This window comes from Xanthomonas sp. 10-10, assembly GCF_040182365.1.
Taxonomy (GTDB): Bacteria; Pseudomonadota; Gammaproteobacteria; order Xanthomonadales; family Xanthomonadaceae; genus Xanthomonas; species Xanthomonas arboricola_F.
This window is the reverse complement of record NZ_CP144460.1, coordinates 2,496,355-2,521,208: the sequence shown is the minus strand read 5'-3', so window position 1 is coordinate 2,521,208 and position 24,854 is coordinate 2,496,355. Positions and strand designations below refer to the sequence as shown.

Annotated in this window: 24 protein-coding genes; 20 read left to right on the top strand and 4 right to left on the bottom strand. The window is 65.0% G+C overall.

The genetic code is table 11. The annotated features are described in order from the left end of the window. Window position 1: 1 nt before the first annotated feature. Entirely contained in the window at window positions 2-1,723 is a 1,722-nt protein-coding gene (locus VZ068_RS10630) for an EAL domain-containing protein (protein ID WP_046964054.1), read from the top strand. A 229-nt stretch (window positions 1,724-1,952) separates the two neighbouring features. Here VZ068_RS10630 and VZ068_RS10625 read toward each other — a convergent pair whose 3' ends face one another. The 4 genes from VZ068_RS10625 to flgA form a co-directional block, all read right to left on the bottom strand. Next, complete coding sequence (locus tag VZ068_RS10625) at window positions 1,953-3,179, bottom strand: ATP-binding protein (RefSeq protein WP_349657594.1); 1,227 nt, start codon at window positions 3,177-3,179, stop codon at window positions 1,953-1,955. Between the two features lie 300 nt (window positions 3,180-3,479). Further along, window positions 3,480-3,812: a flagellar protein FlgN gene (locus VZ068_RS10620; protein WP_259168027.1), complete on the bottom strand. Its 333-nt coding sequence runs from the start codon at window positions 3,810-3,812 to the stop codon at window positions 3,480-3,482. 15 nt (window positions 3,813-3,827) lie between these two features. Continuing rightward, the gene (gene flgM / locus VZ068_RS10615) at window positions 3,828-4,139 is read right to left on the bottom strand and encodes a flagellar biosynthesis anti-sigma factor FlgM (RefSeq protein ID WP_349657593.1); all 312 of its coding nucleotides are present in this window, start codon (window positions 4,137-4,139) and stop codon (window positions 3,828-3,830) included. A 66-nt stretch (window positions 4,140-4,205) separates the two neighbouring features. Next, a complete protein-coding gene (flgA, locus tag VZ068_RS10610) occupies window positions 4,206-4,850 on the bottom strand; it encodes a flagellar basal body P-ring formation chaperone FlgA (protein WP_039403905.1) in 645 nt (214 codons plus the stop codon). Window positions 4,851-5,154: 304 nt separating this feature from the next. On the opposite strand from flgA, the gene VZ068_RS10605 reads away from it, so the two are divergent. From VZ068_RS10605 to rpoN, 19 genes are all read left to right on the top strand, one after another. Beyond that, window positions 5,155-6,099, top strand: a complete 945-nt coding sequence (locus tag VZ068_RS10605) for a chemotaxis protein CheV (protein WP_003482947.1) — start codon at window positions 5,155-5,157, stop codon at window positions 6,097-6,099. A 331-nt stretch (window positions 6,100-6,430) separates the two neighbouring features. Beyond that, window positions 6,431-6,832 carry a flagellar basal body rod protein FlgB gene (gene flgB, locus VZ068_RS10600; protein WP_259149919.1) on the top strand — a complete coding sequence of 134 codons (402 nt, stop codon included), beginning with the start codon at window positions 6,431-6,433 and terminating at the stop codon, window positions 6,830-6,832. Between the two features lie 3 nt (window positions 6,833-6,835). Then, the gene (gene flgC, locus VZ068_RS10595; RefSeq protein WP_005914451.1) at window positions 6,836-7,243 is read left to right on the top strand and encodes a flagellar basal body rod protein FlgC; all 408 of its coding nucleotides are present in this window, start codon (window positions 6,836-6,838) and stop codon (window positions 7,241-7,243) included. A 37-nt stretch (window positions 7,244-7,280) separates the two neighbouring features. Continuing rightward, a complete protein-coding gene (locus VZ068_RS10590; protein ID WP_259149937.1) occupies window positions 7,281-7,952 on the top strand; it encodes a flagellar hook capping FlgD N-terminal domain-containing protein in 672 nt (223 codons plus the stop codon). A 31-nt stretch (window positions 7,953-7,983) separates the two neighbouring features. Beyond that, on the top strand, window positions 7,984-9,207 hold the full coding sequence (flgE, locus tag VZ068_RS10585; protein WP_259149938.1) for a flagellar hook protein FlgE: 1,224 nt from the start codon (window positions 7,984-7,986) through the stop codon (window positions 9,205-9,207). A 178-nt stretch (window positions 9,208-9,385) separates the two neighbouring features. Then, window positions 9,386-10,141 carry a flagellar basal-body rod protein FlgF gene (flgF, locus tag VZ068_RS10580; RefSeq protein ID WP_005914448.1) on the top strand — a complete coding sequence of 252 codons (756 nt, stop codon included), beginning with the start codon at window positions 9,386-9,388 and terminating at the stop codon, window positions 10,139-10,141. A gap of 918 nt (window positions 10,142-11,059) precedes the next feature. Next, window positions 11,060-11,845, top strand: a complete 786-nt coding sequence (gene flgG / locus VZ068_RS10575) for a flagellar basal-body rod protein FlgG (protein WP_006452262.1) — start codon at window positions 11,060-11,062, stop codon at window positions 11,843-11,845. A gap of 38 nt (window positions 11,846-11,883) precedes the next feature. Then, entirely contained in the window at window positions 11,884-12,576 is a 693-nt protein-coding gene (gene flgH / locus VZ068_RS10570; protein ID WP_259149944.1) for a flagellar basal body L-ring protein FlgH, read from the top strand. Window positions 12,577-12,586: 10 nt separating this feature from the next. Further along, the gene (locus VZ068_RS10565) at window positions 12,587-13,705 is read left to right on the top strand and encodes a flagellar basal body P-ring protein FlgI (protein WP_349657592.1); all 1,119 of its coding nucleotides are present in this window, start codon (window positions 12,587-12,589) and stop codon (window positions 13,703-13,705) included. A gap of 1 nt (window position 13,706) precedes the next feature. After that, window positions 13,707-14,885, top strand: a complete 1,179-nt coding sequence (locus VZ068_RS10560; protein ID WP_349657591.1) for a flagellar assembly peptidoglycan hydrolase FlgJ — start codon at window positions 13,707-13,709, stop codon at window positions 14,883-14,885. Window positions 14,886-14,896: 11 nt separating this feature from the next. After that, window positions 14,897-16,771, top strand: coding sequence for a flagellar hook-associated protein FlgK (gene flgK, locus VZ068_RS10555; RefSeq protein ID WP_349657590.1), 1,875 nt, complete (start codon window positions 14,897-14,899; stop codon window positions 16,769-16,771). Beyond that, a complete protein-coding gene (flgL, locus tag VZ068_RS10550; protein WP_349657589.1) occupies window positions 16,771-17,976 on the top strand; it encodes a flagellar hook-associated protein FlgL in 1,206 nt (401 codons plus the stop codon). The genes flgK and flgL overlap by 1 nt, the downstream gene beginning before the upstream one ends. 318 nt (window positions 17,977-18,294) lie before the next feature. Next, window positions 18,295-19,494, top strand: a complete 1,200-nt coding sequence (locus VZ068_RS10545) for a flagellin (protein ID WP_349657588.1) — start codon at window positions 18,295-18,297, stop codon at window positions 19,492-19,494. A 235-nt stretch (window positions 19,495-19,729) separates the two neighbouring features. Then, a complete protein-coding gene (fliD, locus tag VZ068_RS10540) occupies window positions 19,730-21,055 on the top strand; it encodes a flagellar filament capping protein FliD (protein ID WP_259149953.1) in 1,326 nt (441 codons plus the stop codon). A 151-nt stretch (window positions 21,056-21,206) separates the two neighbouring features. After that, entirely contained in the window at window positions 21,207-21,620 is a 414-nt protein-coding gene (fliS, locus tag VZ068_RS10535) for a flagellar export chaperone FliS (protein WP_046964184.1), read from the top strand. 8 nt (window positions 21,621-21,628) lie between these two features. Further along, on the top strand, window positions 21,629-21,922 hold the full coding sequence (locus VZ068_RS10530; protein ID WP_259168038.1) for a hypothetical protein: 294 nt from the start codon (window positions 21,629-21,631) through the stop codon (window positions 21,920-21,922). Beyond that, on the top strand, window positions 21,922-22,494 hold the full coding sequence (locus VZ068_RS10525; RefSeq protein WP_259168040.1) for a PilZ domain-containing protein: 573 nt from the start codon (window positions 21,922-21,924) through the stop codon (window positions 22,492-22,494). Before VZ068_RS10530 ends, VZ068_RS10525 begins: the two co-directional genes overlap by 1 nt. Before the next feature lie 70 nt (window positions 22,495-22,564). Continuing rightward, window positions 22,565-23,197 carry a response regulator transcription factor gene (locus tag VZ068_RS10520; protein WP_003482986.1) on the top strand — a complete coding sequence of 211 codons (633 nt, stop codon included), beginning with the start codon at window positions 22,565-22,567 and terminating at the stop codon, window positions 23,195-23,197. 253 nt (window positions 23,198-23,450) lie between these two features. Next, window positions 23,451-24,854, top strand: coding sequence for an RNA polymerase factor sigma-54 (gene rpoN / locus VZ068_RS10515; RefSeq protein ID WP_349657587.1), 1,404 nt, complete (start codon window positions 23,451-23,453; stop codon window positions 24,852-24,854).

Below are 24,854 nucleotides of genomic sequence, written 5' to 3'. Positions count from 1 at the left end.
CATGTGGAGCCCCGTAATCCCGCCCGGATTGGAAATCGTCAAACCGACACGCCTGGGCGCGGGCAATCCCGAATTGCTGCATCTGGTCGACGCGGCCGCGTCCGGCGGCCAGCCGTTGATGATCTTCCATGTCGATATCGACCACTTTGCCTCGATCAACGAGAACATGAGTGGCGAGGTCGGCGATCAGGCGCTGACGCTGGCCGCGCGCCGATTGCAGGAATTTCTTGGCACGCGCGGCAAGCTGTGGCGGCACGGCAGCGACGAGATGATCATCGTGGCGGTGCGCCGCGACGACACCCCGTTGCCGGAGGATTTTGCCGAAGAGATTCGCCAGCAGCTGGAATTGCCGCTGTCGGTGCTGCCGTACACCTTGTTCATGACCGGCAAGGTCGGCATCAGCCTGTGTCCGGAACACTCGACCTCGCTCTCGATCCTGCTCGACTACGCCGAGGAAGCCAGCTACCAGGCCGCGCGCGAAGGCGGCAACACGGTGCGCCTGTACACGCGCAATTCTGCGACCAACGCGCATAGCGAAAGCATCATTGCGCGGCAGATCGTCGATGCGATCCCGCATGGCGAGCTGCGCCTGCGCTATCAACCGCTGGTCAGCGCGCGCGACGGCCGCATCGTCGGCATGGAGGCGCTGCTGCGTTGGCAATCGCCCACCCTGGGCATGCTGGTGCCGGAGCGCTTCATGCGCACCGCCGAGCGCCTGGGCGTGATCGTGCAGATCGGCGAATGGGTGCTGCAGAACGCAGTGCGTCAGGCGCGTCTGTGGCGCGATCAGGGCTTCGACGATTTCAGCATCGCGGTCAATGTCTCCACGCTGCAGCTGTTGCGGCCGGGCTTCTTCAACGAAGTGATGGCGATGCTGCAGACCGCCGGCGTGCCGGCGCAGTTCGTGACCCTGGAGATCAACGAAAGCGCGTTGACCAACAACGTCAATTTCGTCCACGAGACGATGGCCAACCTGCGCAATGAAGGCATCAGCCTGAGCCTGGACAACTTCGGCACCGGCGATTCCAGCCTGAGCGCCCTGGTGCGTTACCCGGTGGACCGGCTGAAGATCGACCGCAGCTTCATCAAGAGCGCGCCGGCCGGCAGCCGCGAGGCGGCGATCGCGCGCGCCATCATCGCGATGGGCCATCAGCTGGGCATGACGGTCATTGCCAATGGCGTGGAATCGCAGGCGCAGCTGGGGTTTTTGCGCCGCAACGATTGCGACATCTTCCAGGGCTATCTGTTCGGCGAGCCGATGTCGGCCGAGTCCGCCGGCATGGCCTTGCGTCGGCGTTATCTGCGCCCGGAATCGTTTGCCGAAAGCCGCCCCGACCGCACCCTGCTGCTGCTGGACGACGAAGAGAACGTGCTGCGCTCGCTGGTGCGCCTGTTCCGCCGCGACGGCTACCGCATCCTGGCCGCCGGCAACGTACGTGATGCCTTCGACCTGCTGGCCACCAACGACGTGCAGGTGATCCTGTCGGACCAGCGCATGAGCGACATGAGCGGCACCGAGTTCCTGGGCCGGGTCAAGATGCTCTACCCAGACACCGTACGCCTGGTGCTGTCCGGCTATACGGATCTGGCCACGGTGACCGAGGCGATCAACCGCGGCGCGATCTACCGCTTCCTGACCAAGCCCTGGAACGACGACGAACTGCGCGAGCATATTCGCCAGGCGTTCCGTACCCATGACGAATTGCGGAATGGCCGGGAATAGGGAATCGGGAGTGGGGAATCGGGAGAGCAGAAGACGGCTTCGGCGAGCTTTGCGCTACTGCTTTGCGCAAGCCATCTTCCTGTAATGACAGTCAAGGTTGGCAGGTCACCACATAGCTCCCGCTAACAATGCAAGCGCGTCAGCACTTTCGTTGCAGGAATCAAAAAGAGCGAAGCAATCCGCTCTTACGATTCCCCATTCTCTATTCCCGATTCCCAGCGCGCCAGCGCTACTTCGGCTGCCGGATCGGCAGCACGATGCGGAAGCTGGCGCCCTGCCCTGGCACGCTTTCCACGTCGATGCGGCCGTGGTGTTTGTTGATGATGCCGTAGGAGATCGACAGGCCCAGGCCGGTGCCGCTGCCGACCGGCTTGGTGGTGAAGAATGGGTCGAAGATACGCTGCAGCAGATCCGGAGCGATACCGGCGCCGCTGTCCTGGAACTGGATCCAGACGTTTTCGGCCTCGTCGCGCCCGGTGGTGACGGTGATCGTGCCGCGCTCGACGATCGCCTGGCCGGCGTTGAGCAGCATGTTCATGTAGACCTGGTTGAGCTCGGACGGCAGGCATTCCACCAGCGGCAGCTCGGCGTAATTGCGCTCCAGGGTCACCTTGTACTTGAGCTCGTTCCAGATGATGTTGATCGTGGATTCCAGGCCTGCGTGCAGGTCGACCATCTTCCACGACTCGGAACGGTCCGAGTACGAGAAGTCCTTGAGGTCGCGCACGATGCGGGTCACCCGCTCGATGCCTTCGCGCGATTCGGCCATCAACTGCGGCAGATCGCGGCTGATGAAGTCGATGTCGGCGCGGTTGCGGATTTCGTCGATTTCCGGAATCAAGGCCTTCGGGTCCGGCGCCTGCAGCGCGCGCTCGTAGGCTTCAATCAGCGTGAACAGGCTGCGCAGGTATTCCTGCAGGCTGCCCAGATTGGAGTGGACGTAACCGATCGGGTTGTTGATCTCGTGCGCCACGCCGGCGGCCAGCTGGCCGATGGAGGCCATCTTTTCCGACTGCAGCAGCTTGTCCTGCGCCCCGTTCAAGCGCATATAGGCCTGGCGCAGTTCGGCATGGCGCTGTTGCAGCTCGCGCTCGTAATCCTGCTGACCTTCGATGTTGTGGAACAACGCGAGGAAGTGGCCGACGCCCTGCTCTTCGTTGTAATACAGGTGCGCGATGACCACGCGGTCGGCCACCGGCAGACTGCCGGTCCAACTGCCCTTGCTGCGTGCCTGATTCAGCGCATCCGATGGCAAGACCTGCGAGATCCGCTCGCCCAGGTTGCGATCGTCGGCGGGGTCTTCCTTGCACAGGCTTTGACGCGCGACGGCGTTGGCCAGGATCAGCTGCCCATCGGCGCGGAACAGCAACACGCCTTCAAGCATCTGGTCGCCGAATGCGCGCAGGATGGTCGAAGACGGCAACAACGATTGGTTGAGAAAAAACTTGACGGTCACGGGACAGGGCGGCAGCAAGGACGCCTCAATATACGCCCAACCCTGGGGCGGCCGTATCGCCGCTTGGTCTTAGGGCCGTCGCTGAAACGACTTCATGCACGACCGGAGGGCGCGGCCGGTGATCTGCAGTGGCGCGCGTGCGTGATCTCACGGCGGTCACTCCACGCCGTTCTTCTCTGTCGGTACTGCAACGTCGGCCAGCCGGCCTTGTCGACGGCAGCAACGCCGCATCGCCTTCTGGCAGCGCATCGATCTGCGCGCAGCACCCACGGTGCGTACGCCCGACGCAGGATGGCTGGATCAGGCCACTGCCAGCGAACGTCCGCCGCGCAGCACGTTGGATTGGCCCTTGGCATCGTACGAGGGCGCGCTTTCGGTACGCCCCAGGTGCCGCAATGCCCAGTTCACCTCGCGGCGGCGGCGTGCCAGCAGCGCGCCATTGGCACGGTTGGCTTCGGCCAGCTCACGCAGGCGGTCTTCTTGGCCTTCGGGCATTGCCGCTTCAAGCGCGCGCAGCGCCGACAGTTTGTCCTGCGTGTGCCGCATCAACCCATCGATGTCGTTCTCGAGTAATGCCTGGCGCTCGCCGGCCAGCGCATCGCTGAGACGTTGCAGGAACTCGTTCACGTTCATCCTTTAAGTCGGGAATCAACCCGCCAGTTGCTGATTCAGATCCATCATGCGGCTGGCGATGGCATCCGGATTGATGGAGTAGCTGCCGTTCTGCAACGCATCCTTCACCGCCTGGACGCGACCGGTGTCGATCGCCGAGGACTGCGAAAGCTCGCGCTGCAGGTTCTGCAGGTTGGTCGCCTCGCCGGTCAGCTTGACGCTGTCGGTGGGCGGGGTTGCGGCAACCGGGGACGCGCGATCTTCGCCGGCCGAAGCGATCTTGCTGCTCGTGGACGCGGTACGAAGGGTGGCAGCGGTCGGTAGATTGCCTTCGATTTTCTGGGTCATGTCAGGAACTCCTCTACAGGTCGTAGGGGATAACGGCACCCAGAAAAAAAACTTTATAGAAAATTTTTACCTGGAGACCACAACGGTTCCGCTCGCTTCAACAATCCCCTGCACCACCCGGCGCGACGAGGAATTTTCGACGGAAACGCGCTCGTTTTCGCCGGCATCGGAGAGTGCGCGACCGCTCATGCGCACCTCCAGACCGCCATTTCGCGAGACCAGCGGGACGGTGTCGCCGCGCCGGACCAGCCGCTGCGTCACCAGATCGTTGGCCGAGAGCAGCGAGCCGGCCGGCAGGATGCGGCGAGCGGACTTGCCCACTGCGGCCACCGGATCGGCAAGTACCGCGCCGACAATGCGGGCGGCGTCACGCTTCTCGATACTGATATCGGCCAGCGAGATGGTTTCTCCAGCGCTGATGCCGCGACGCAGCACCAGCACATCCTGGTTGCGGCGCACCTTCAACGGCACGAACAGGCGCCAACCGGCCGGCTGCGGGCAGGCCACCTCCACCGTATTGGTACCGGTGGGCTGGGCCTGCAATGCGATCGGACAGGCCGGCATGCGCAGCCCCGGATCGAGCGTGGCCTCGGCTTCGGCGTCCGGGCCGACGGTGGCCAGCGCCGCAGCGCGGATGGAATCGACAGACTGATAGCTCTGGGCCCAGGCCGGAGCGGCAGCCAACAAGATGACAAGCAGGAGCAGGCGCATGGGACCAGATCCGGAGGAAGACGGAACAGACACTGCAAGCGGCGTGCCTGTTTTCGAATAGGGAATCGGGAATGGGGAATCGGTTAGGGTGGCTGAGAAGTGGTCGGCCTTCGTTGCTGCCGTGCGATTTTTACTAGGTGAAAGCTATCAGCAGGCAAATTCACTGCCCTTCGCCTCGGGCTTGCTGCGGAAAGCCCATCCCTCGCTTTTACGATTCCCCATTCCCGACTCTCCATTCCCGAGAGCACCCCCGACCAGCCACAAAGCCCTCAAGTTTCCAGGCGGCGCTGTCGATATCTGCCCCATGACCCACGATCTGCTCAACCGCATCGACCAGCGCACCCGACTGGCTGGCCACAACCGACTGGCGCTGCTGCTGTTCCGGCTGGGCGGACGCCAGCTTTTTGGCGTCAACGTCTTCAAGGTCCAGGAAGTGCTGCGCCGGCCCGAGCTGTTCCAGGTGCCCGGCCTGCCCACCGAGTTCGCCGGCGTTGCCGACGTACGCGGGCGGTCGGTGCCGGTACTGGATCTGGGCCTGGCCATCGGCCACCCGGAGCGCGATTCGCACTCCGAGAACGGACCGGGCTACCTGGTGGTGGCCGAGTTCAACCGCTCGGTCCAGGGGTTCCTGGTCAGCGGCGTGGAGCGCATCGTCAATATCGCGGTGGAAGATATCCACCCGCCGCCGGAACTTGGCGCCGAAGCCACTTATTTGACGGCGGTGACGCGGTTCCAGGGCGAGCTGATCCAGGTCATCGACGTGGAAAGCGTGCTGGCCGACATCGCCAAGGTCAGCAAGGACGTGCAGCTGGACCCGTCGCTGCAGCTGGTGGCCTACGACCGCCAGTTCCAGGTATTGGTGGTGGACGACTCGCGAGTGGCGCGTCAGCAGATCCGCAGCGTGCTCGACCAGCTGGGCGTGTCGGCAACCTTATTGTCCGACGGCCGCCAGGCGCTGGATCACCTGCTGCAGGTGGCCGCGTCGGGCGAAAACCCGGCCGACCGCTATGCGATGGTGATCTCCGATATTGAAATGCCGGCAATGGACGGCTACACGCTGACGACGGAAATCCGGCGCACGCCGGGCCTGCAAGGCCTGTACGTCCTGCTGCACACCTCCCTGTCGGGCGTGTTCAACAACGCCATGGTCGAACAGGTCGGCGCCAATGCCTTCGTGGCCAAGTACAGCGCCCACGAATTGGCCGATTACGTGCTGGCCCGCCTGAAAGTCGTCGCCGAAGCGGCCTGAGCAAGTTGCTCGGCCGCCGGATCGGCGCCGATCGCAGGACAGCGCGCTGCGCCGGGCTGCAAGCACACCGCCGCGGATAAATTGGGTCGGTGCGTCGACGCGCCCTCGAGGCGGCACCTGCGACGCCAGACCGCGCCTCCGGGAAGGCCGAACCTTCCGGCTTGCCGCGCTTGATTGAAGCAAACTTCGTGGACAGGGCTCCATCGCATCTTCCGGACGGCAAGTTGCCGTTCGTCGGCAGCGCCGATCGTTCTCCGCGTTCTGCGGCCCGCGCCACCTCGATTGGCACAAACATTGCTTCCTCCCTGGCAACACTTCGCGGGAGAGCACCGTGTCCAATCCCTTCTCGTCCTTCCTCGGCGTCCATGGCGACGCGTTGACGCTGCGCGAGCAGCGCATGAAGCTCATTGCCAGCAATCTGAGCAATGTGGACACCCCCGGGTACAAGGCCAAGGATCTCAACTTCGAAGCGGCGCTGAAATCGGCCCAGGGCGTGCAGGACGGCGGCCTGATGCAGGCCACCGACGCTAAGCACTACGAAGTGGGCGGCAGCGCCGGGCTCAATCCGTTCCAGATCACCCGCGAATCCGACCAGCCAAGCCTGGACGGCAATACCGTCGATCCGGATGCAGAACGCGCCGCCTACGGCCGCGCCGCGCTGGAATACCGCGCGTCGCTGAGCTTCCTCGAATCCAAGGTGCGCTCGATGCTCACCGCGATCACGGGCCAATAAGTCATGAGCAATCTTCCCATTTTCGATGTGGCCGGCTCGGCGCTGCATGCGCAGTCGGTCCGCCTGAGCACCATTGCCTCCAACCTGGCCAATGCCGACTCGGTGGCCGGTTCTGCAGAAGCGACCTACAAGCCGATCGAGCCGATTTTCCAGGCCCAGCAGAGCCGCCAGGACCCCAGCCTGACCTCGGTGAACGTCAAGGAAATCACCACCACCAACGCGCCGCCGATCCGTCGCTACGAGCCAGGCCATCCGCTGGCCGATGCCGACGGCTACGTGTTCTCGCCCGACGTGGACCCGGTCTCGCAGATGGTCAACATGATCTCGGCCTCGCGCAACTACCAGGCCGGCGTGGAAATGCTCAATACCGCCAAGGAACTGGCGCTCGCGACTCTCACGATGGGTCGCTGACCCATCCTAGCTGACCTTTACTAACGGACCATTCCAGATGAGCACGATCGGCAGTGACCTCTACGCCAGTCTCGGGCTGAGCACCAGCAGCGCCGCCTCCACGAAAAAGAAGGAGGAGTCCCTGGGCCAGGCCGACTTCCTCAAGTTGATGACCGAGCAGCTGCAACACCAGGACCCGCTCAAACCGATGGAAAACAGCGCGTTCCTGGGCCAGTTGGCGCAGTTCTCCACCGTGCAGGGCATTGGCGACCTCAATACCAAGGTCGGCAACTTCTCCGATTCGATGAACGCCGACCAGGTGCTCAAGGGCGCGGCGCTGGTCGGGCACAACGTGCTGGTGCCCTCCGCGCAGGTCGCCATCGACGCCACCGGCTCGGCCAAGGGCGTGGTCGCGGCGACCTCGGCCGGCACCGTCAACTTCGAAATCACAGATGCCAACGGCGCCTTCGTCAAGCAGCTCAGCGTGCCGGCCAGCGCCGCCGGCGAGGTGTCGTTCGCCTGGGATGGCACCGACGCCAACGGCAACCGCATGGCTGCCGGCAAGTACGGCATTACCGCCACCCAGACCGACACCGCCGGTTCCAAGAGCAAATTGTCCACCTATGTCGATGCACCGGTGGACAGCGTCACGATCGGCTCGGACGGCCTGTATCTCAACCTGACGGGGCTCGGTACGTCCCCGCTCGCCAACGTGCTCCGCGTCAGCTGAGCCGGCAACCGACACTCAAAGGAACTCATCCATGGCTTTCAATACCTCGTTGTCCGGCATCAACGCAGCCAATGCCGATCTGAACGTCACCTCCAACAACATCGCCAACGTCAATACCACCGGTTTCAAGGAATCGCGCGCCGAGTTCGCCGACATGTTCCAGAGCACCAGCTACGGCCTGTCGCGCAATGCGGTTGGGTCGGGCGTGCGGGTCAGCAACGTGGCGCAGCAGTTCTCGCAGGGCAATATCGACCCGACCGGGCGCAGCCTGGACCTGGCCGTCTCCGGCGAGGGCTTCTTCACCGTGACCTCCAACGGCGCCAAGATGTACACCCGCGCCGGCAACTTCCAGACCGATGCCAATGGCTACGTGGTCAATCCGCAGGGTGCGCGCCTGCAGGTGTTCGCGCCCAACCCCAGCGGCAATGGCTTCGACGTGGGCCGCCTGTCGGACCTGCAGTTGCTGACCACCGACAGCCCGCCCAAGTCGACCTCCACGGTCAACCTGGCCTTCACCCTGCCCGGCAATGCCACCGCACCGACGGTGACCCCGTTCAGCCCGGCCGACGACAAGACCTACAGCCATTCCACCGGCGGCATCAACGTCTATGACTCGCTGGGCGTCAGCCACGTGCAGACCTCCTATTTCGTCAAGACCGCCAACCCGAACGAATGGCAGGTGCACAACTACGTGGACGGTGCGGCGGTCGGTGCGCCGACCACGCTGCAGTTCTCCGACACCGGCTCGCTGACCACCCCGGCCAACGGCATCATCACGATGGACCCGTTCACCCCCAGCACCGGTGCCGGCGTGCTGAACATGCGCCTGGACGTCAGCGGCTCCACTCAGTACGGCGAAGCCTTCGCCCTGCGCGACACCCGCCAGGACGGCTATGCCAGCGGCAAGCTCAACGAGATCAGCATCGACACCAGCGGCGTGGTGTTCGCGCGCTATTCCAACGGTGCCGACAAGCCGCTGGGCCAGGTTGCGCTGAGCAGCTTCGTCAACCCGCAGGGCCTGCAGTCGCAGGGCAACAACATGTGGGCCGAAAGCTACACCTCCGGCGCCGCCCGCACCGGTGCGCCAGACACCTCGGACCTGGGCCAGATCGAGTCCGGCTCGCTGGAAGCCTCCACGGTGGACCTGACCGAGCAGCTGGTGAACATGATCGTGGCCCAGCGCAACTTCCAGGCCAACTCGCAGATGATCTCGACCCAGGATCAGGTCACCCAGACGATTATCAATATCCGTTAACGGCTGGGAATGGGGAATCGGGATTAGGGAATCGTAAGAGCCGGCGTCGCGCGTAATCGATGCCGGCCTTGTCCCCAACTCCCCAGTCCCCGCAATCCCGCTTTTGCGATTCCCGATTCCCGATTCCCGATTCCCGATTCTCCATTACCGATTCCCGATTCCCGATTCCCGGTGCCCCATGGACAAAGCTCTCTACGTTGCGATGACCGGTGCCCGTGCCTCCCTGCAGGCACAGAGCACCGTGTCGCACAATCTCGCCAACGTCGATACGGTGGGGTTCAAGGCCGCGTTGGCCAATACCGAGGCGTTCAAGATCCAAGGCAAGGGCTATCCGTCGCGGATCGATGCGTTGCATGTGGACCAGGGCTTCGACCGCAGCCAGGGCCATCAGAAGGTGACCGGCAACCCGCTGGACGTGTCGCTGCAGCAGGACCGCTGGCTGGCGGTGCAGTCGCCCGACGGCAGCGAGGCCTACACCCGCAACGGCGAGTTGGCGCTCACCGCCAATGGCCAGCTGGTCACCGCCAACGGCCACGCGGTGCTGGATGAAGGCGGCAACCCGATGACCATTCCGCCGCACCAGGCGATGGAAATCGGCAGCGACGGCAGCATCTCGATCATTCCGCAGGGCGAAGGGCCGCAGACCATGGCCATCGTCGGCAAGATGAAGGTGGTCGATGCCCCCGCCGACCGGCTGACGCGGCGCCCCGACGGGCTGATGCGCAACACCAGCACCGACCCGGCGCAGGCGTTCGCGGTGGCCACCGGCAAGACCGTCAACAGCGGCATGCTGGAAGGCAGCAACGTGGATGCCGCCGGCGCGCTGGTGGAGATGATCCAGCTGCAGCGGCAGTTTGAAATGCAGGTCAAGATCATCAAGAACGGCGACGACAACGCCCAGTCGGCCAATTCGCTGCTGCGTGTCAGCGGTTAAGCGCGACTGACGCCCACTGCCCTCCCGCCGATTGGTTTTGCAGCTCTGCCGCGCACCTGGATGGCGGCCGCCAGGGGGACGTGGCTCGCGAAGTGACATGTCCTTCGACTCCGACTCCTGCGGTCTCGCAGGCGGTTCGTACGCGGTTGACGCTGACTACCGATGGTTTGTCGGCCAGGTGTGTGAGGTTGGCAATGCTGCTGATCTGGGCCTTCGCTGCAGAGCGCTGGTTTGTGACTTGGTTGCAGGGCCCTTGCCCGCCCACCGTCGCGGGACACGCCGCAAGTACGTCCCTGTAGGCTCTTACGCGGCATCCATGCCGCGTAAGGTCCCGCGACGGTGGGCGGGCAAGGACCAGTCGAGACGGTCGGTCCGCAGGGTGCAAACACTGCCTGACATGGGTTGCTGAGGAACGGCGCCACCCCTCATCTTCTCAATACAAGCCGAGCAATGGACAAGCTTTGAAAGCAACCGGCAAACGCTCTGGTGCGGTGTCCTCGCCGCTTGCAGGACCGTGTGGCGGCATGGATGCCGCCACCGAGCCTACATGGACGTACTTGCGGCGTGTCCCGCGAGCGGTGAGGGCACCGCGCCCTCGACCAACCACCCTGTCGACTGCGTCGCAATGCCAGCCGGCAAATCCCAAGAACCCTTCCGCACGCAGCGCCAAGGGTTTACAGCTCGTCGAACTCCTCGCTGACCGGCGAGCGCTCTGCCGCGCCTGATCTGCGGCGCAGGTTTCCACCGCTTCCGCCTAGCCGCAGCCTATCCGCCCCCCCCTGCCCCGCGCAGGCCGCCGCGCCCGCTCCGCGTGATCCAGCGCACAGCCGGCAAAAATCCGGCGCGGCTTTGGCACGGCACGTGCATATACCCAGCCGTACCCGGAACACATCCCCGGGTCTAACGAGGAATCGGGTCATGAATCAGGCTTTGTGGGTCGCCAAAACCGGACTGGATGCGCAGCAGACGCGCATGTCGGTCATTTCCAACAACCTGGCCAATACCAATACCACCGGCTTCAAGCGCGACCGTGCCGCGTTCGAAGACCTGCTGTATCAACAGGTGCGCGCTCCAGGCGGCTCGACGTCGGCGCAGACGCAGCTGCCGACCGGCCTGCAGCTGGGCACCGGTGTGCGCGTGGTATCCACCTTCAAGGGCTTCGACCAGGGCAGCCAGCAGCAGACCGGCCGCGCGCTCGACGTCATGGTCAACGGGCGCGGCTTCTTCGAAGTGCAAATGCCCGACGGTACCTCGGCCTACACCCGCGACGGCACCTTCCAGATCAACGCGCAGGGCGAAGTGGTCACCAACAGTGGCTACCCGCTGCAGCCGGGCATCCAGGTGCCCGAAGGCGCGCAGTCGCTGACCATCGGCAACGACGGCACCATCAGCGTGACCCTGGCCGGGCAGGCCGCCGCGCAGGAAATCGGTGCGCTGACGCTGACCGACTTCATCAACCCCTCGGGCCTGCAGTCCAAGGGCGAGAACCTGTTCGTCGAAACCACCGCCTCCGGCCCCGCGCAGAACGGCACTCCGGGCCTCAACGGCCTGGGTACCACCGTGCAGGGCGCGCTGGAAGGCAGCAACGTCAATACGGTGGAAGAGCTGGTGAGCATGATCGAGACCCAGCGCGCCTACGAAATGAACGCCAAGGCGATCTCCACCACCGACTCGATGCTCGGTTACTTGAACAACAACGTCTGATCGGCCCGCCGGTCGCTGCCCTCTCAGGAATCCACGCCATGTCACGCCTGCCCTCCCTTTCCTCCCTGTGCCTCGCCATTGCCTGCAGCGCGCTGCTGGGTGGGTGCGTGGCGGCCGGCGATGTACGGCCGTTCGCCGAACTGGCGCCGATCGTGCCGGTGGTCGCGCCGGTGGCGCAGCCCACCGCTGGGGCGATCTACGCCGCCGGCCCGAGCCTGAATCTCTATGGCGATCGTCGTGCACGCGATGTCGGCGATCTGCTGACGGTGAACCTGGTGGAAAGCACCACCGCCTCGTCCACCGCCAATACCAGCGTCAGCAAGGCCGACACGGTCGACATGAGCACGCCAACGCTGCTCGGCGTGCCGCTCACCGTCAACGGCACCGATGTGCTGCGCAACTCCACCAGCGGCGACCGCAGCTTTGCCGGCAAGGGCAACACCGCGCAGAGCAACCGCATGCAGGGCAGCGTCACCGTCACCGTGATGCAGCGCCTGCCCAACGGCAATCTGGTGATCCAGGGGCAGAAGAACCTGCGCCTGACCCAGGGCGACGAACTGGTGCAGGTGCAAGGCATCGTGCGCGCCGCCGACATCGGCCCGGACAACACCGTGCCCTCGAGCAAGGTGGCCGACGCCCGCATCGCCTACGGCGGCCGCGGCGCGATCGCGCAGTCCAATGCGATGGGCTGGCTGAGCCGCTTCTTCAATTCCCGTCTGTCGCCCTACTGAGCCTGCGACCATGAATCTGTCTTCCCTGCCCTTCCGTCTGCTCGCCGCTGCCGTTGCGCTGTGCGCAATTGCCGCGCCGGCCTCGGCCGAACGCATCAAGGATCTTGCCCAGGTCGGCGGCGTGCGCGGCAACGCGCTGGTCGGCTACGGCCTGGTGGTGGGCCTGGATGGCAGCGGCGACCGCACCAGCCAGGCGCCCTTCACCGTGCAGAGCCTGAAGAACCTGCTCGGCGAGCTGGGCGTCAATGTTCCGGCGAACGTCAACCCGCAGCTGAAAAACGTCGCGGCCGTGGCCATCCACGCCGAACTGCCGCCGTTCGCCAAGCCCGGCCAGCCGATCGACATCACCGTGTCCTCGATCGCCAACGCGGTGTCGCTGCGCGGCGGCTCGTTGCTGATGGCACCGCTCAAAGGCGCCGACGGCCAGGTCTATGCGATGGCACAGGGCAACTTGGTGGTCGGTGGCTTCGGCGCGCAGGGCAAGGACGGCTCGCGCGTGTCGGTCAACATTCCCAGCGTCGGTCGCATTCCCAACGGCGCCACCGTCGAGCGCGCACTGCCGGATGTGTTTGCCGGCAGCGGCGAGATTACCCTGAACCTGCACCAGAACGACTTCACCACCGTCTCGCGCATGGTCGCGGCGATCGACAACAGCTTCGGCGCCGGCACCGCGCGTGCGGTGGATGGCGTGACCGTGTCGGTGCGCTCGCCCACCGATCCCGGTGCACGCATCGGTCTGCTGGCGCGCCTGGAAAACGTGGAACTGTCGCCTGGCGACGCGCCGGCCAAGGTGGTGGTCAATGCACGCACCGGCACCGTGGTGATCGGCCAGCTGGTGCGGGTGATGCCGGCCGCCATCGCGCATGGCTCGCTCACCGTGACCATCAGCGAGAACACCAACGTCAGCCAGCCGGGCGCCTTCAGCGGCGGCCGCACGGCGGTGACCCAGCAATCGACGATCACGGCCACCTCCGAGGGTAGCCGCATGTTCAAGTTCGAAGGCGGCACCACGCTCGATCAGATCGTTCGCGCGGTCAACGAAGTGGGCGCGGCTCCCGGCGACCTGGTCGCCATTCTCGAAGCCCTGAAGCAGGCTGGCGCGCTGACGGCGGAGCTGGAGGTGATCTGACATGCGTATCGCAGCCTCGCCCATTGATCTCAACCCGAGCACCAAGGCCGATCCGGCAAAGATCGACAAGGTCTCCCGTCAGCTCGAAGGCCAGTTCGCGCAGATGCTGGTCAAGAGCATGCGCGATGCGAGCTCCGGCGACCCGATGTTTCCGGGTGAAAACCAGATGTTCCGCGAGATGTACGACCAGCAGATGGCCAAGGCGCTGACCGAAGGCAAGGGCCTGGGCCTGTCGGCGATGATCTCCAAGCAGCTGAGCGGCGATACCGGCGGCCCGGCGTTGAACACCTCGCTGAGCACCGCCGACGCCGCCAAGGCCTATTCGCTGGTGGCCGGCAAGCGCGATGCCTCGTTGCCGCTGCCCGCCCGCGATGGCGCCGCCAGCGGCATCGGCGCGACCCTGGGCGCGGCAGCCAAGCTCGGCGCAGGTGCGCTGGGCGGCGTCGGCATGAGCCAGGTGCTGGACATGATCGCCGGTCGCACCGGCAGCAGCGATGCCGGCAGCGACGATGCAGCCGCACTGAGCTGGCCCTCGGCCAACGACCGCTGGAGCGACGTGGCCGCCAGCGATGCCGCCGATGCCAATGCCGCCGTCAACGCGAGCGCGGCCAGCAGCGCTGCGGCCAGCCTGGGCGAGCGCACTCCGGAAGGCTTTGTCGCCAAGATCTGGACGCATGCGCAGAAGGCCGCGCGCGAACTGGGCGTGGACCCGCGTGCGCTGGTCGCGCAGGCCGCGCTGGAAACCGGCTGGGGCCGGCGCGGCATCGGCAACGGCGGCGATTCCAACAACCTGTTCGGCATCAAGGCCACCGGCTGGAACGGCGCCAGGGTCACCACCGGCACCCACGAATACGTCAACGGCGTCAAAACAACCGAAACCGCCGATTTCCGCGCCTATGGCTCGGCCGAGGAGAGCTTTGCCGACTACGTGCGCCTGTTGAAGAACAACAGCCGCTACCAGGGCGCCTTGCAGGCCGGCACCGATATCAGCGGTTTTGCACGCGGCTTGCAACAGGCCGGTTACGCCACCGATCCGGGCTACGCAGCCAAGATCGCGGCGATCGCCAACGGGCCGACCATCGACCGCGCGGTGGCCGCCATCGGCAACGCAGCGGCAGATCTGTCCAACCGTTACGCCAGTACCGCCGAGCCCGCCGGGTTCGGCACCACCCGTCGTTGAGGTAAACGCCCATGTCCATCATGTCCACCGGGACCAGCGCGCTGATCGCCTTCCAACGGGCGTTGTCGACCGTTAGCCATAACGTCGCCAACATCAATACCGAAGGCTACAGCCGCCAGCGGGTGGAATTTGCAACGCGCACGCCCACCGACATGGGCTACGCGTTCGTGGGCAATGGCGCCAAGATCACCGATGTGGGTCGGGTGGCGGATCAGCTGGCCATCTCGCGCCTGCTCGACAGCGGCGGCGAACTCTCGCGCCTGCAGCAGCTGTCCTCGCTGTCCAACCGCGTGGACGCGCTGTATTCCAACACCGCCACCAATGTGGCCGGGCTGTGGTCGAACTTCTTCGACTCCACCAGTGCGGTGTCGTCCAATGCGTCCTCCACCGCCGAGCGCCAGAGCATGCTCGACAGCGGCAATTCGCTGGCGACGCGTTTCAAGCAGCTCAACGGGCAGATGGACAGCCTGAGCAATGAAGTCAACAGCGGATTGACGTCCTCGGTGGACGAAGTCAACCGTTTGACGCAGCAGATCGCCAAGATCAACGGCACCATCGGCAACAGCGCGGCCAACGCGTCGCCGGACATGCTGGACCAGCGCGATGCGCTGGTGAGCAAGCTGGTGGGCTACACCGGCGGCACCGCGGTGATGCAGGACGGCGGCTTCATGAATGTCTTCACCGCCGGTGGCCAGGCGCTGGTGGTGGGAACCACCTCGTCCAAGCTCACCACCGTCGCCGACCCCTACCAGCCGACCAAGCTGCAGGTGGCGATGCAGACCCAGGGACAGAACGTCAGCCTCAGCGCCAGTTCGTTGGGCGGCCAGATCGGCGGCCTGCTGGAATTTCGCAGCAGCGTGCTGGAGCCGACCCAGGCCGAACTGGGCCGCCTTGCGGTGGGCATGGCCAGCACCTTCAACGCCGGTCACGCGCAGGGCATGGACCTGTACGGCGCGATGGGCGGCAACTTCTTCAATATCGGTTCGCCTACCACTGCGGCCAACCCGGGCAACACCGGCACCGCGTCACTGACCGCCAGCTTCAGCAACATGTCGGCGGTGGACGGGCAGAACGTCACGCTCAGCTTCGACGGCACTGCGTGGAAGGCCACCAGCGCCAGCACCGGCGCGGCGGTGCCGATGACCGGCACCGGTACCCCTGCCAACCCGCTGGTGCTCAATGGCGTGAGCATGGTGGTTGGCGGTACACCGGCCAACGGCGACAAATTCCTGCTGCAGCCCACCGCCGGACTGGCCGGCACCCTATCGGTGGCCATCACCGACCCGTCGCGCATTGCCGCGGCCACCCCGGTCAAGGCCACCGCCACCGTCGCCAACCTGGGCTCGGGCAAGATCAGCGACGTCAAGGTCACCAATGCGCAGAACCCGGCGCTGCTGACCCCGTCGTCGGTGGAGTTCATCGACGCCAATCAATACACCATCGACGGTACCGGCCCGTTCGCCTACACCGCCGGCCAGGCCATCAGCGCCAACGGCTGGAGCTTCACGCTGGATGGCGCGCCCAAGGCCGGCGATACGTTCGGCGTGGGCCCGATGGGCGCCGGCTCCAGCGACAACGGCAATGCCAAGTTGCTGGCCAAGATCGACGATGCCAAAGCGCTCAGCGGCGGCACCGTCACGCTCAACGGCGCGCTGTCGGGCCTGACCACGTCGGTGGGCTCGGCGGCGCGCGCGGCCGATTACGCCGCCGACGCGCAGAAGGTCATCAACGACCAGGCGCAGGCCAGCCGCGATTCGATTTCCGGCGTCAACCTCGACGAGGAAGCCGCCAACATGCTCAAGCTGCAGCAGGCCTATCAGGCCGCCGCACAGATGATCTCCACCGCCGACACCATCTTCCAAGCCATCCTGGGCGCCGTACGCTGATGACCGACCGTATCTCCACCAGCATGATGTACAGCCAGTCGATCGCCTCGATGGGCGCCAAGCAGACGCGGCTGAACCAGCTCGAGTCGCAGCTGTCCAGCGGCCAGCGCCTGGTCACCGCCAAGGACGATCCGGTCGCCGCGGGCACCGCAGTGGGCCTGGACCGTGCGCTGGCCGCGATCACGCGTTTCGGCGAGAACGCCAACAACGTGCAGAACCGCCTGGGCCTGCAGGAAAACGCGCTCTCGCAAGCCGGCGACAAAATGGCGCGCGTCACCGAATTGGCGGTGCAGGCCAACAATTCCTCGCTCAGCCCCGACGACCGCAAGGCGATCGCCTCGGAGCTGACCGCGTTGCGCGACAGCATGGTCAGCCTGGCCAACAGCACCGACGGCACCGGGCGCTATCTGTTCGGCGGCACCGCCGATGGCAGCGCGCCGTTCATCAAGAGCAATGGCGGCGTCGTCTACAACGGCGACCAGACCCAGAAGCAGGTCGAAGTGGCACCGGACACCTTTGTCAGCGACACCCTGCCTGGCAGCGAAATCTTCATGCGTATCCGCACCGGCGACGGCACCGTGGACGCGCACCCTTCCAACGCCAATACCGGCACCGGGCTGTTGCTGGATTTCAGCCGCGATGCCAGTACCGGCAGCTGGAACGGCGGCAGCTACAGCGTGCAGTTCACCGCCGCCGACACCTACGAGGTGCGCGACAGCACCAATACGGTGGTCAGCACCGGCACCTATAAGGATGGCGACGACATCACCGCAGCCGGCGTGCGCATGCGCATCAGCGGCGCACCGGCGGTCGGCGACAGCTTCCAGATCGGCGCCTCCACCACCAAGGACGTGTTCTCCACCATCGACGATCTGGTCGGCGCGCTCAACTCCGATACGCTGACCCAGCCGCAGAAGGCGGCGATGATCAATACGCTGCAGACCTCCATGCGCGACATCGCACAGGCTTCGTCGAAGATGATCGATGCGCGCGCCTCCGGCGGCGCGCAGTTGTCGGCCATCGACAACGCCAACTCCTTGCTTGAATCCAACGAAGTCACGCTCAAGACCACCTTGTCGTCGATCCGCGATCTGGACTACGCCTCGGCGATCGGGCAGTACGAACTCGAGAAGGCCTCCCTGCAGGCCGCTCAGACCATTTTTCAGCAGATGCAGTCCTCGTCCTTGTTCAACCTGATCCGCTGATTTGCAGCAGAAAACCTGCGTTTTCTTCGCTCCTGCGCGTGAGCACTTGCGCAGGCGGACGGAGTTTATTTTTCGAACAGTTATACCAACGCTAAAGATTGACGGGGTGCTGCCGAATAAACCAAACCCCTTGATACACAACGCTTACGCATTTCGTCCCGCAGCAGAAAAACAGTAAAAAAATACTGGATTTCGCTAAAGGTTCCCGACGCAACGCCGTTATTCATCTCAGCAGCGGCAACGGCCAACTTGATGGCCCCCCTGCGGAGGCTCCGGGCAAGTCCCCCTTGCCGGAAAAATCGCTTAGGAGAAATCAAAATGGCACAGGTAATCAACACCAACGTAATGTCGCTGAACGCTCAGCGTAACCTCAACACCAGCAGCGCCAGCATGTCGACGAGCATCCAGCGTCTGTCGTCTGGTCTGCGCATCAACAGCGCCAAGGACGACGCCGCAGGTCTGGCGATCTCCGAGCGTTTCACCACGCAGATCCGCGGCCTTGACGTTGCCTCGCGCAACGCCAACGACGGCATCTCGCTGGCCCAGACCGCCGAAGGCGCAATGGTCGAAATCGGCAGCAACCTGCAGCGTATCCGCGAGCTGTCGGTGCAGTCGTCCAACGCCACCAACTCGGCCACCGACCGCGACGCGCTGAACTCGGAAGTCAAGCAGCTCACCGCCGAAATCGACCGCGTTGCCAACCAGACCAACTTCAACGGCACCAAGCTGTTGAACGGCGACTTCTCCGGCGCGCTGTTCCAGGTCGGCGCCGACGCCGGCCAGACCATCGGCATCAACAGCATCGTCGACGCCAATGTCGATTCGCTGGGCAAGGCCAACTTCGCCGCCGCCGTCTCCGGCGCTGGCGTGACCGGCACCGCCACCGCGTCGGGTTCGGTCAGCGGCATCAGCCTGTCGTTCAAGGATGCCAGCGGCGCGGCCAAGAGCGTCACCATCGCCGACGTCAAGGTCGCTTCCGGCGACACCGCTGCCGACGTGAACAAGAAGGTCGCTGCGGCCATCAACGACAAGCTGGACCAGACCGGCATGTACGCCTCGATCAAGACCGACGGTACGGTGCAGATCGAATCGCTGAAGGCTGGCCAGGACTTCACCTCGCTGACCGCCGGTACCTCCAGCGCCACCGGCATCACCGTCGGCGCCGGCATCACCACCGCCTCGGCCGCTTCCGGCTCCACCGCGTCGACCCTGAGCAGCCTGGATATCTCCACGTTCTCCGGCTCGCAGAAGGCCCTGGAAATCGTCGACAAGGCGCTGACAGCGGTCAACTCCTCGCGCGCCGACATGGGTGCGGTGCAGAACCGCTTCACCTCCACCATCGCCAACCTGAGCGCAACCTCGGAAAACCTGTCGGCCTCGCGTAGCCGTATCCGCGACACCGACTACGCCAAGGAAACCGCCGAACTGACCCGCACGCAGATCCTGCAGCAGGCCGGTACCGCGATGCTGGCCCAGGCCAAGTCGGTTCCGCAGAACGTGCTGAGCCTGCTGCAGTAACCTGCCTGAGGCATCAGCAGCGCTTTGCAGCGAATCAAAAGCCCCTCTTCGGAGGGGCTTTTTTGTGGGCGCGGATTTTTTGACGCCGGGCGATTGACGCGGCAGGCACGGAAGTTGCATCAGCGTTGCGGTCAGCCAGACGTATCGGCACCGCTCAAGTCCCCCCGGATGCGGCCGATACCCGTCTGGTAATCCCATGCATCCGCTGTCCGGATGCCCAGACGAGGAATGCAACATGGCATCGGTGATCAGTACGTCCAGCTCCGGGCTGGATATCCCCACCGTGGTGTCCACCCTGGTATCCCGTCAGAAGGATCCGGAGCAGGCGCGCATCAACAAGGCCGGCACCGCAGCGACCACGCAGCTGTCGGCCATCAGCCAGATCAAGAGCAGCATGACCACGCTCAAGTCTGCGCTGGACAAGGTCGTCAGCAGCGCCGATACCAACGCCTACAAGGCCACGGTCCCCACCGATGCCGGCTTTACCGCCACCACCACCAGTTCGGCCGCTCCCGGCAACTACTCGGTGGAAGTGGTCTCGCTGGCCAGCGCGCAAAAGCTCGCCTCCGGCGCGTTCACCGCCGATGCCACCGTCGGCAGCGGCACGCTGACCATTGGCTACGGCGACAAAAGCATCACCGTGGACATCAGCGGCACCGACAAGCTCACCGACATCGCCGCCGCCATCAACAAGGCCGCCGGCGGCAAGGGCGTCACTGCCAGCGTGGTGACCGCCAACGATGGCCAGCACCTAGTGTTCAACGCGGTCGACTCCGGCACCAAGGGCGCATTGACCGTCAGTGCCAGCGACCCCAGCCTGAGCGGGCTCACCTATGGCCCCGGCGTCACCGGCGGGTTGAACCAGACCGTGGCCGCCGCCGATGCGCTGGTGCGCGTGGACGGCTTCGAGCGCACGTCCAGCTCCAACACCATCAGCGACATCGTGCCGGGCGTGGTGCTCAACCTGACCAAGGCCGCCGAAGGCACCAAGGTCAACCTGGGCGTTGCGGCCGACACCAGCGGCCTGAAGGCCAACCTCACCGCCTACGCGGCCGCCTACAACACCGCCAATACCTTGCTGGCCAAGAGCAGCGCCTACGACGCCACCACCAAGACCGCCGCGGCGTTGACAGGCGACTCGCTGGTGCGCAGCCTGCAGCAGCAACTGCGCGGCCAGGTCAGTGGCAACCTTACCGAACTCAAGGCGCTGGGCCTGAACATCGACAAGGATGGCGTGATGAGCTTCGACGGCGGCAAGTTCGACACCGCCATCGCCGCCGACGGCGGCGCCGCTGCCGAGGTGTTCGGCAAGGACAGCAAATACGGCTCGGCCATGACCAAGTTGCTGGACAGCAACGTCAACGCCACCAATGGCACCCTGACCCTGCGTTCGGACAGCTTGAACAAGACCATCAAGGGCTACGAGTCCGACCTGGACGACCTCGACGCGCGCATGACCAAGCTCTCCGATCGCTACACCGCGCAGTTCACCGCGATGGAAACCATGATCAGCAAGCTGCAGAGCAGCACCAGCTCGCTCAGCAGCCTGCTGACAAGCTGATTTCCGTGATGCCAGTCCTCAAGTCGTACGCCGATGTTGCCGATACAAGAAGTACCTATCGTGATGTCGGCCTTGCCTCTTGGCAGGAGCGTTGTCGCAGGAGCACCCCGCTCCGGGACCAGCGAAGGCCAGCCAATTGAGGGAGTCATCCATGTACGGTTCCAATCGTCAGTATGCCGAGCAATACCGCAAGGTCGGCGTGTCCACCAGCGTCACCGAAGCCGACCCGCACAAGCTGGTGTCGCTGTTGTTCGCCGGTGCCTGCCAGCGCATCCGCCTGGCCCAGGCCTGCATGGTGCAGGGCGACCAGGCACGCAAGGGCAAGGCCATCGGCGAAGCCTGCGCGATCGTCGGTCATTTGAACGGCTCGCTCGATCACGAAGCCGGTGGCGAAATCGCTGGTAACCTGTCGGCCCTGTACGACTACGTCATGCAGCGCCTGACCGCTGCCAACCTGCACAACGACGAGACCGCGTTGACCGAAGCGCTGGATCTGCTCAGCGAAATCGATTCGGCGTGGAACTCCATTCCCCTCGAACAACGCGGCCTCGCTGCGGTTTCCTGAGTCCAGCCATGCACAGCGCGCAAAGCCTCCAAGCCGAAATCGCCGACCTCCGCCTTGCCATGGCGCAAGAGGATTTCGAGGCGATGCCGTTCCTGCTCGACAGCCACGACCTGCACTTGCGCGAGTATGCGCAGCACGCGGATCTGAGCCAGGACCGCGACGCGCTGCAGACCTTGCAGACGATGCAGCAGGATTTGATGCGGATGATGCTCGAACGCCGCCGCAAGCTCCTGGATCTGATCCGCGCCCAGCGCACCTCCTCGTCGGCCAGCCGCGCCTACGCCCGGGTCGGACGGATCTGATGACCGCGCTCGGCACACTCGCGCCCTCCGCCGATGCCGAGCTGTTTGCCGACACGCTCAGTTGCGAACTGCGTCTGCCGGCCGGCTTCCGCGCCGGTGCCGATGCCGATGCGGGCTCGCACAGTGCCGCAGAGACGCTGCTGCGCAGCCTGGGCCAGGTCGAAGACCTGCGTAGCGATGAGAGCAGCGAAGACCGTGGCGAACTGCCGCTGCTGGTGCAGCGGATGGATGCCAAGCTCGATCTGATGCTCGCGCTGATCGGCCGCCTGGTGCGCCAGGGCGACAGCGGCCTGATCCAGACCATGGTGCATTGGTCGGTCCGCGGGATCCGCCTGAATTGCGCAACCAGCCACGTGCCGGGCACGACCGGCAGCGTCTGCCTGCAACCGTCCGACTGGCTTCCTGAATTGGTACAGCTTCCCGCCGAGGTACTGGCCAGCGCAGGCGATGGTCACGATCAGTGGCTTTGGCTGCGGTTCGCGCCACTCTCACCCGGGTTGCAGGAGGCTCTGGAACGTCATCTGTTTCGTCTGCATCGCCGTCAGATCGCCGACGCCCGCCGCCAGCGCTGATCCCGATGGTTGGCGCCGGGCGCCGGGTCGGCTAAGGTGCCCCATACCGAAAAAAGGTCTCTTCTGCGCCGTGCGAGTCATCATCGTCGACGATCACACCCTTGTCCGTGCAGGCCTGTCCAGGCTGCTGCAAACCTTTGCCGGCATCGATGTCGTCGGTGAGGCCAGCAACGCGCAACAAGCCCTGGACATGACATCCCTGCATCGCCCGGATCTGGTGCTGATGGACCTGTCCCTGCCTGGCCGTAGCGGTCTGGACGCCATGACCGACGTGCTGCGCGCCGCACCACGCACCCATGTGGTGATGATGTCGATGCACGACGACCCGGTGCATGTGCGCGATGCGCTCGATCGTGGCGCGGTCGGTTTCGTGGTCAAGGACGCTGCGCCGCTGGAGCTGGAACTGGCGCTGCGCGCTGCCGCTGCCGGCCAGGTGTTCCTGAGCCCGCAGATCTCGTCCAAGATGATTGCGCCGATGCTGGGCCGCGAAAAACCAGTGGGTATTGCGGCGCTGTCGCCGCGCCAGCGCGAGATCCTGCGCGAGATCGGTCGCGGCCAGAGCAACAAGGAAATTGCCGCCGACCTGGGCATCAGCGTCAAGACGGTGGAGACCCATCGCGCGCGCATGATGGAGTCGCTGGGCTGCCGTCGCGCCAACGACCTGGTCCTGCTGGCCGCCAAGCATCACAACGAACTGGTCTGAGCGATTGCAGCCGCAATCGCCGTATCGGTGGCTCGAAGGACCCGGCGCGGCCCGCACAGGGCTGCCGCAACGAAAACAGTGACGGAATTCCGTCAGGCACGCTTGAGCTCGCCCATCCTGTCAGGGGATTCCCGACACACTGTCAGGAAAATCATGAGCCACCTCACCTGACTCCCTGATTAGAAACCCGTCGCTTTGTCCTGCAAGATGCGTTCCATCGCTGCTGCATGCAGCGCCCTTCGGAAGCGCTTCCATGAAGACGACCATTTCCGCCCAGCTTGGCCAGCAACTGCACCTCACCCCGCAGCTGCTGCAGTCGATCCGTCTGTTGCAACTGGACGGCATGCAGTTGGAACTGGAAATCCGTCGCGCCCTGGAAACCAATCCGTTGCTGGAGTTGGAAGAGCTGGCCGATAACGGGGACGAGGCCGCCACCAACGACGATGGCGCCAGCGATGTCGCCGCCTTCGACGAGCTGCCGGAAAGCACGATGTGGGACGTGCAGAGCAGTAGCTGGAACGACGGCGACGACGACCGCATGCAGCGCGTGGCCGCCGGCGAGTCCACCGACCCGCATGTGCGCATCCTGCGCGAACTGGCGCTGGACCTGGACGAGGCCGCATTGGGGGCCGCCGCGTTCTGGTTGGAGCAGACCGACGATGCCGGGTATCTGACCGAGGCACTGTCGACGCTGCAGCAGCTCGGCGCCACGCGCCTGGGTATGACTGTCGAGGCAGTGGAAGCGAGCCGCCACCGCCTGTTGCACGGCGACCCGGCGGGCCTGGCCGCCTGCGACCTGCGCGAATGCCTGCAAGCCCAGTTGAGCGCCCTGCCCGGCCGCGTGCCGGCCCGTCATCTGGCCGCGCGCATCCTGGCCGGCGATCTGGATCTGCTGGCCAGCCACGACTACGCGCTGCTGGCGCGTGCGCACGATGCCGAAGTGGACGATGCGCGCGAAGCGGTGCGGCTGATCCTGTCGCTGCAGCCGCGTCCGGGCGACGACCTGCTGCAGGAAAGCAACGCCAGCGTGATTCCGGATGTGCTCGCCTGGCATGCCGATGGCAGCTGGCGCGTGGCGTTGAACCCGGCCACCACCCATCGCGTCAGCATCAACCCTGTGCACGAACGCGCGCTGGCAGAGGCCGGCGATGCCGCACAGCCGCTGCGCGACATGTTGCAGGAAGCGCGCTGGCTGACCCGCGGCCTGTCGATGCGCTACGAAACCCTGCTGCGCGCCACGCGTGCAATCGTCGAACGCCAGGCCGCCTTCCTGGCGCGCGGCGAAGAAGCGATGGCACCGCTGACCCTGAAGGAAATCGCCGACGAGATCGGCATGCACGAATCCACCATTTCGCGCATCACCACCGGCAAATACCTGCAAACCCCGCGTGGCACCTTCGAACTCAAGCATTTCTTCGCCGTGCGGCTCGAAGGCGCCAGTGTCTCCGGCCAGGCGGTCAAGGCCATGGTGCGTCGCTTGATCGAGAGCGAGCCGGCGGGTCGCCCGCTGGCCGACGAAGCCATCGCCGGCCTGTTGTCGCGTCAGGGCGTTAATATTGCGCGCCGGACCGTGGCCAAGTACCGCGAACAACTGGACATCGCCCCGGCCCGCGAGCGCCGCCGTAACAACAAACCGCTGCTTGCGCGAGCGGGATAA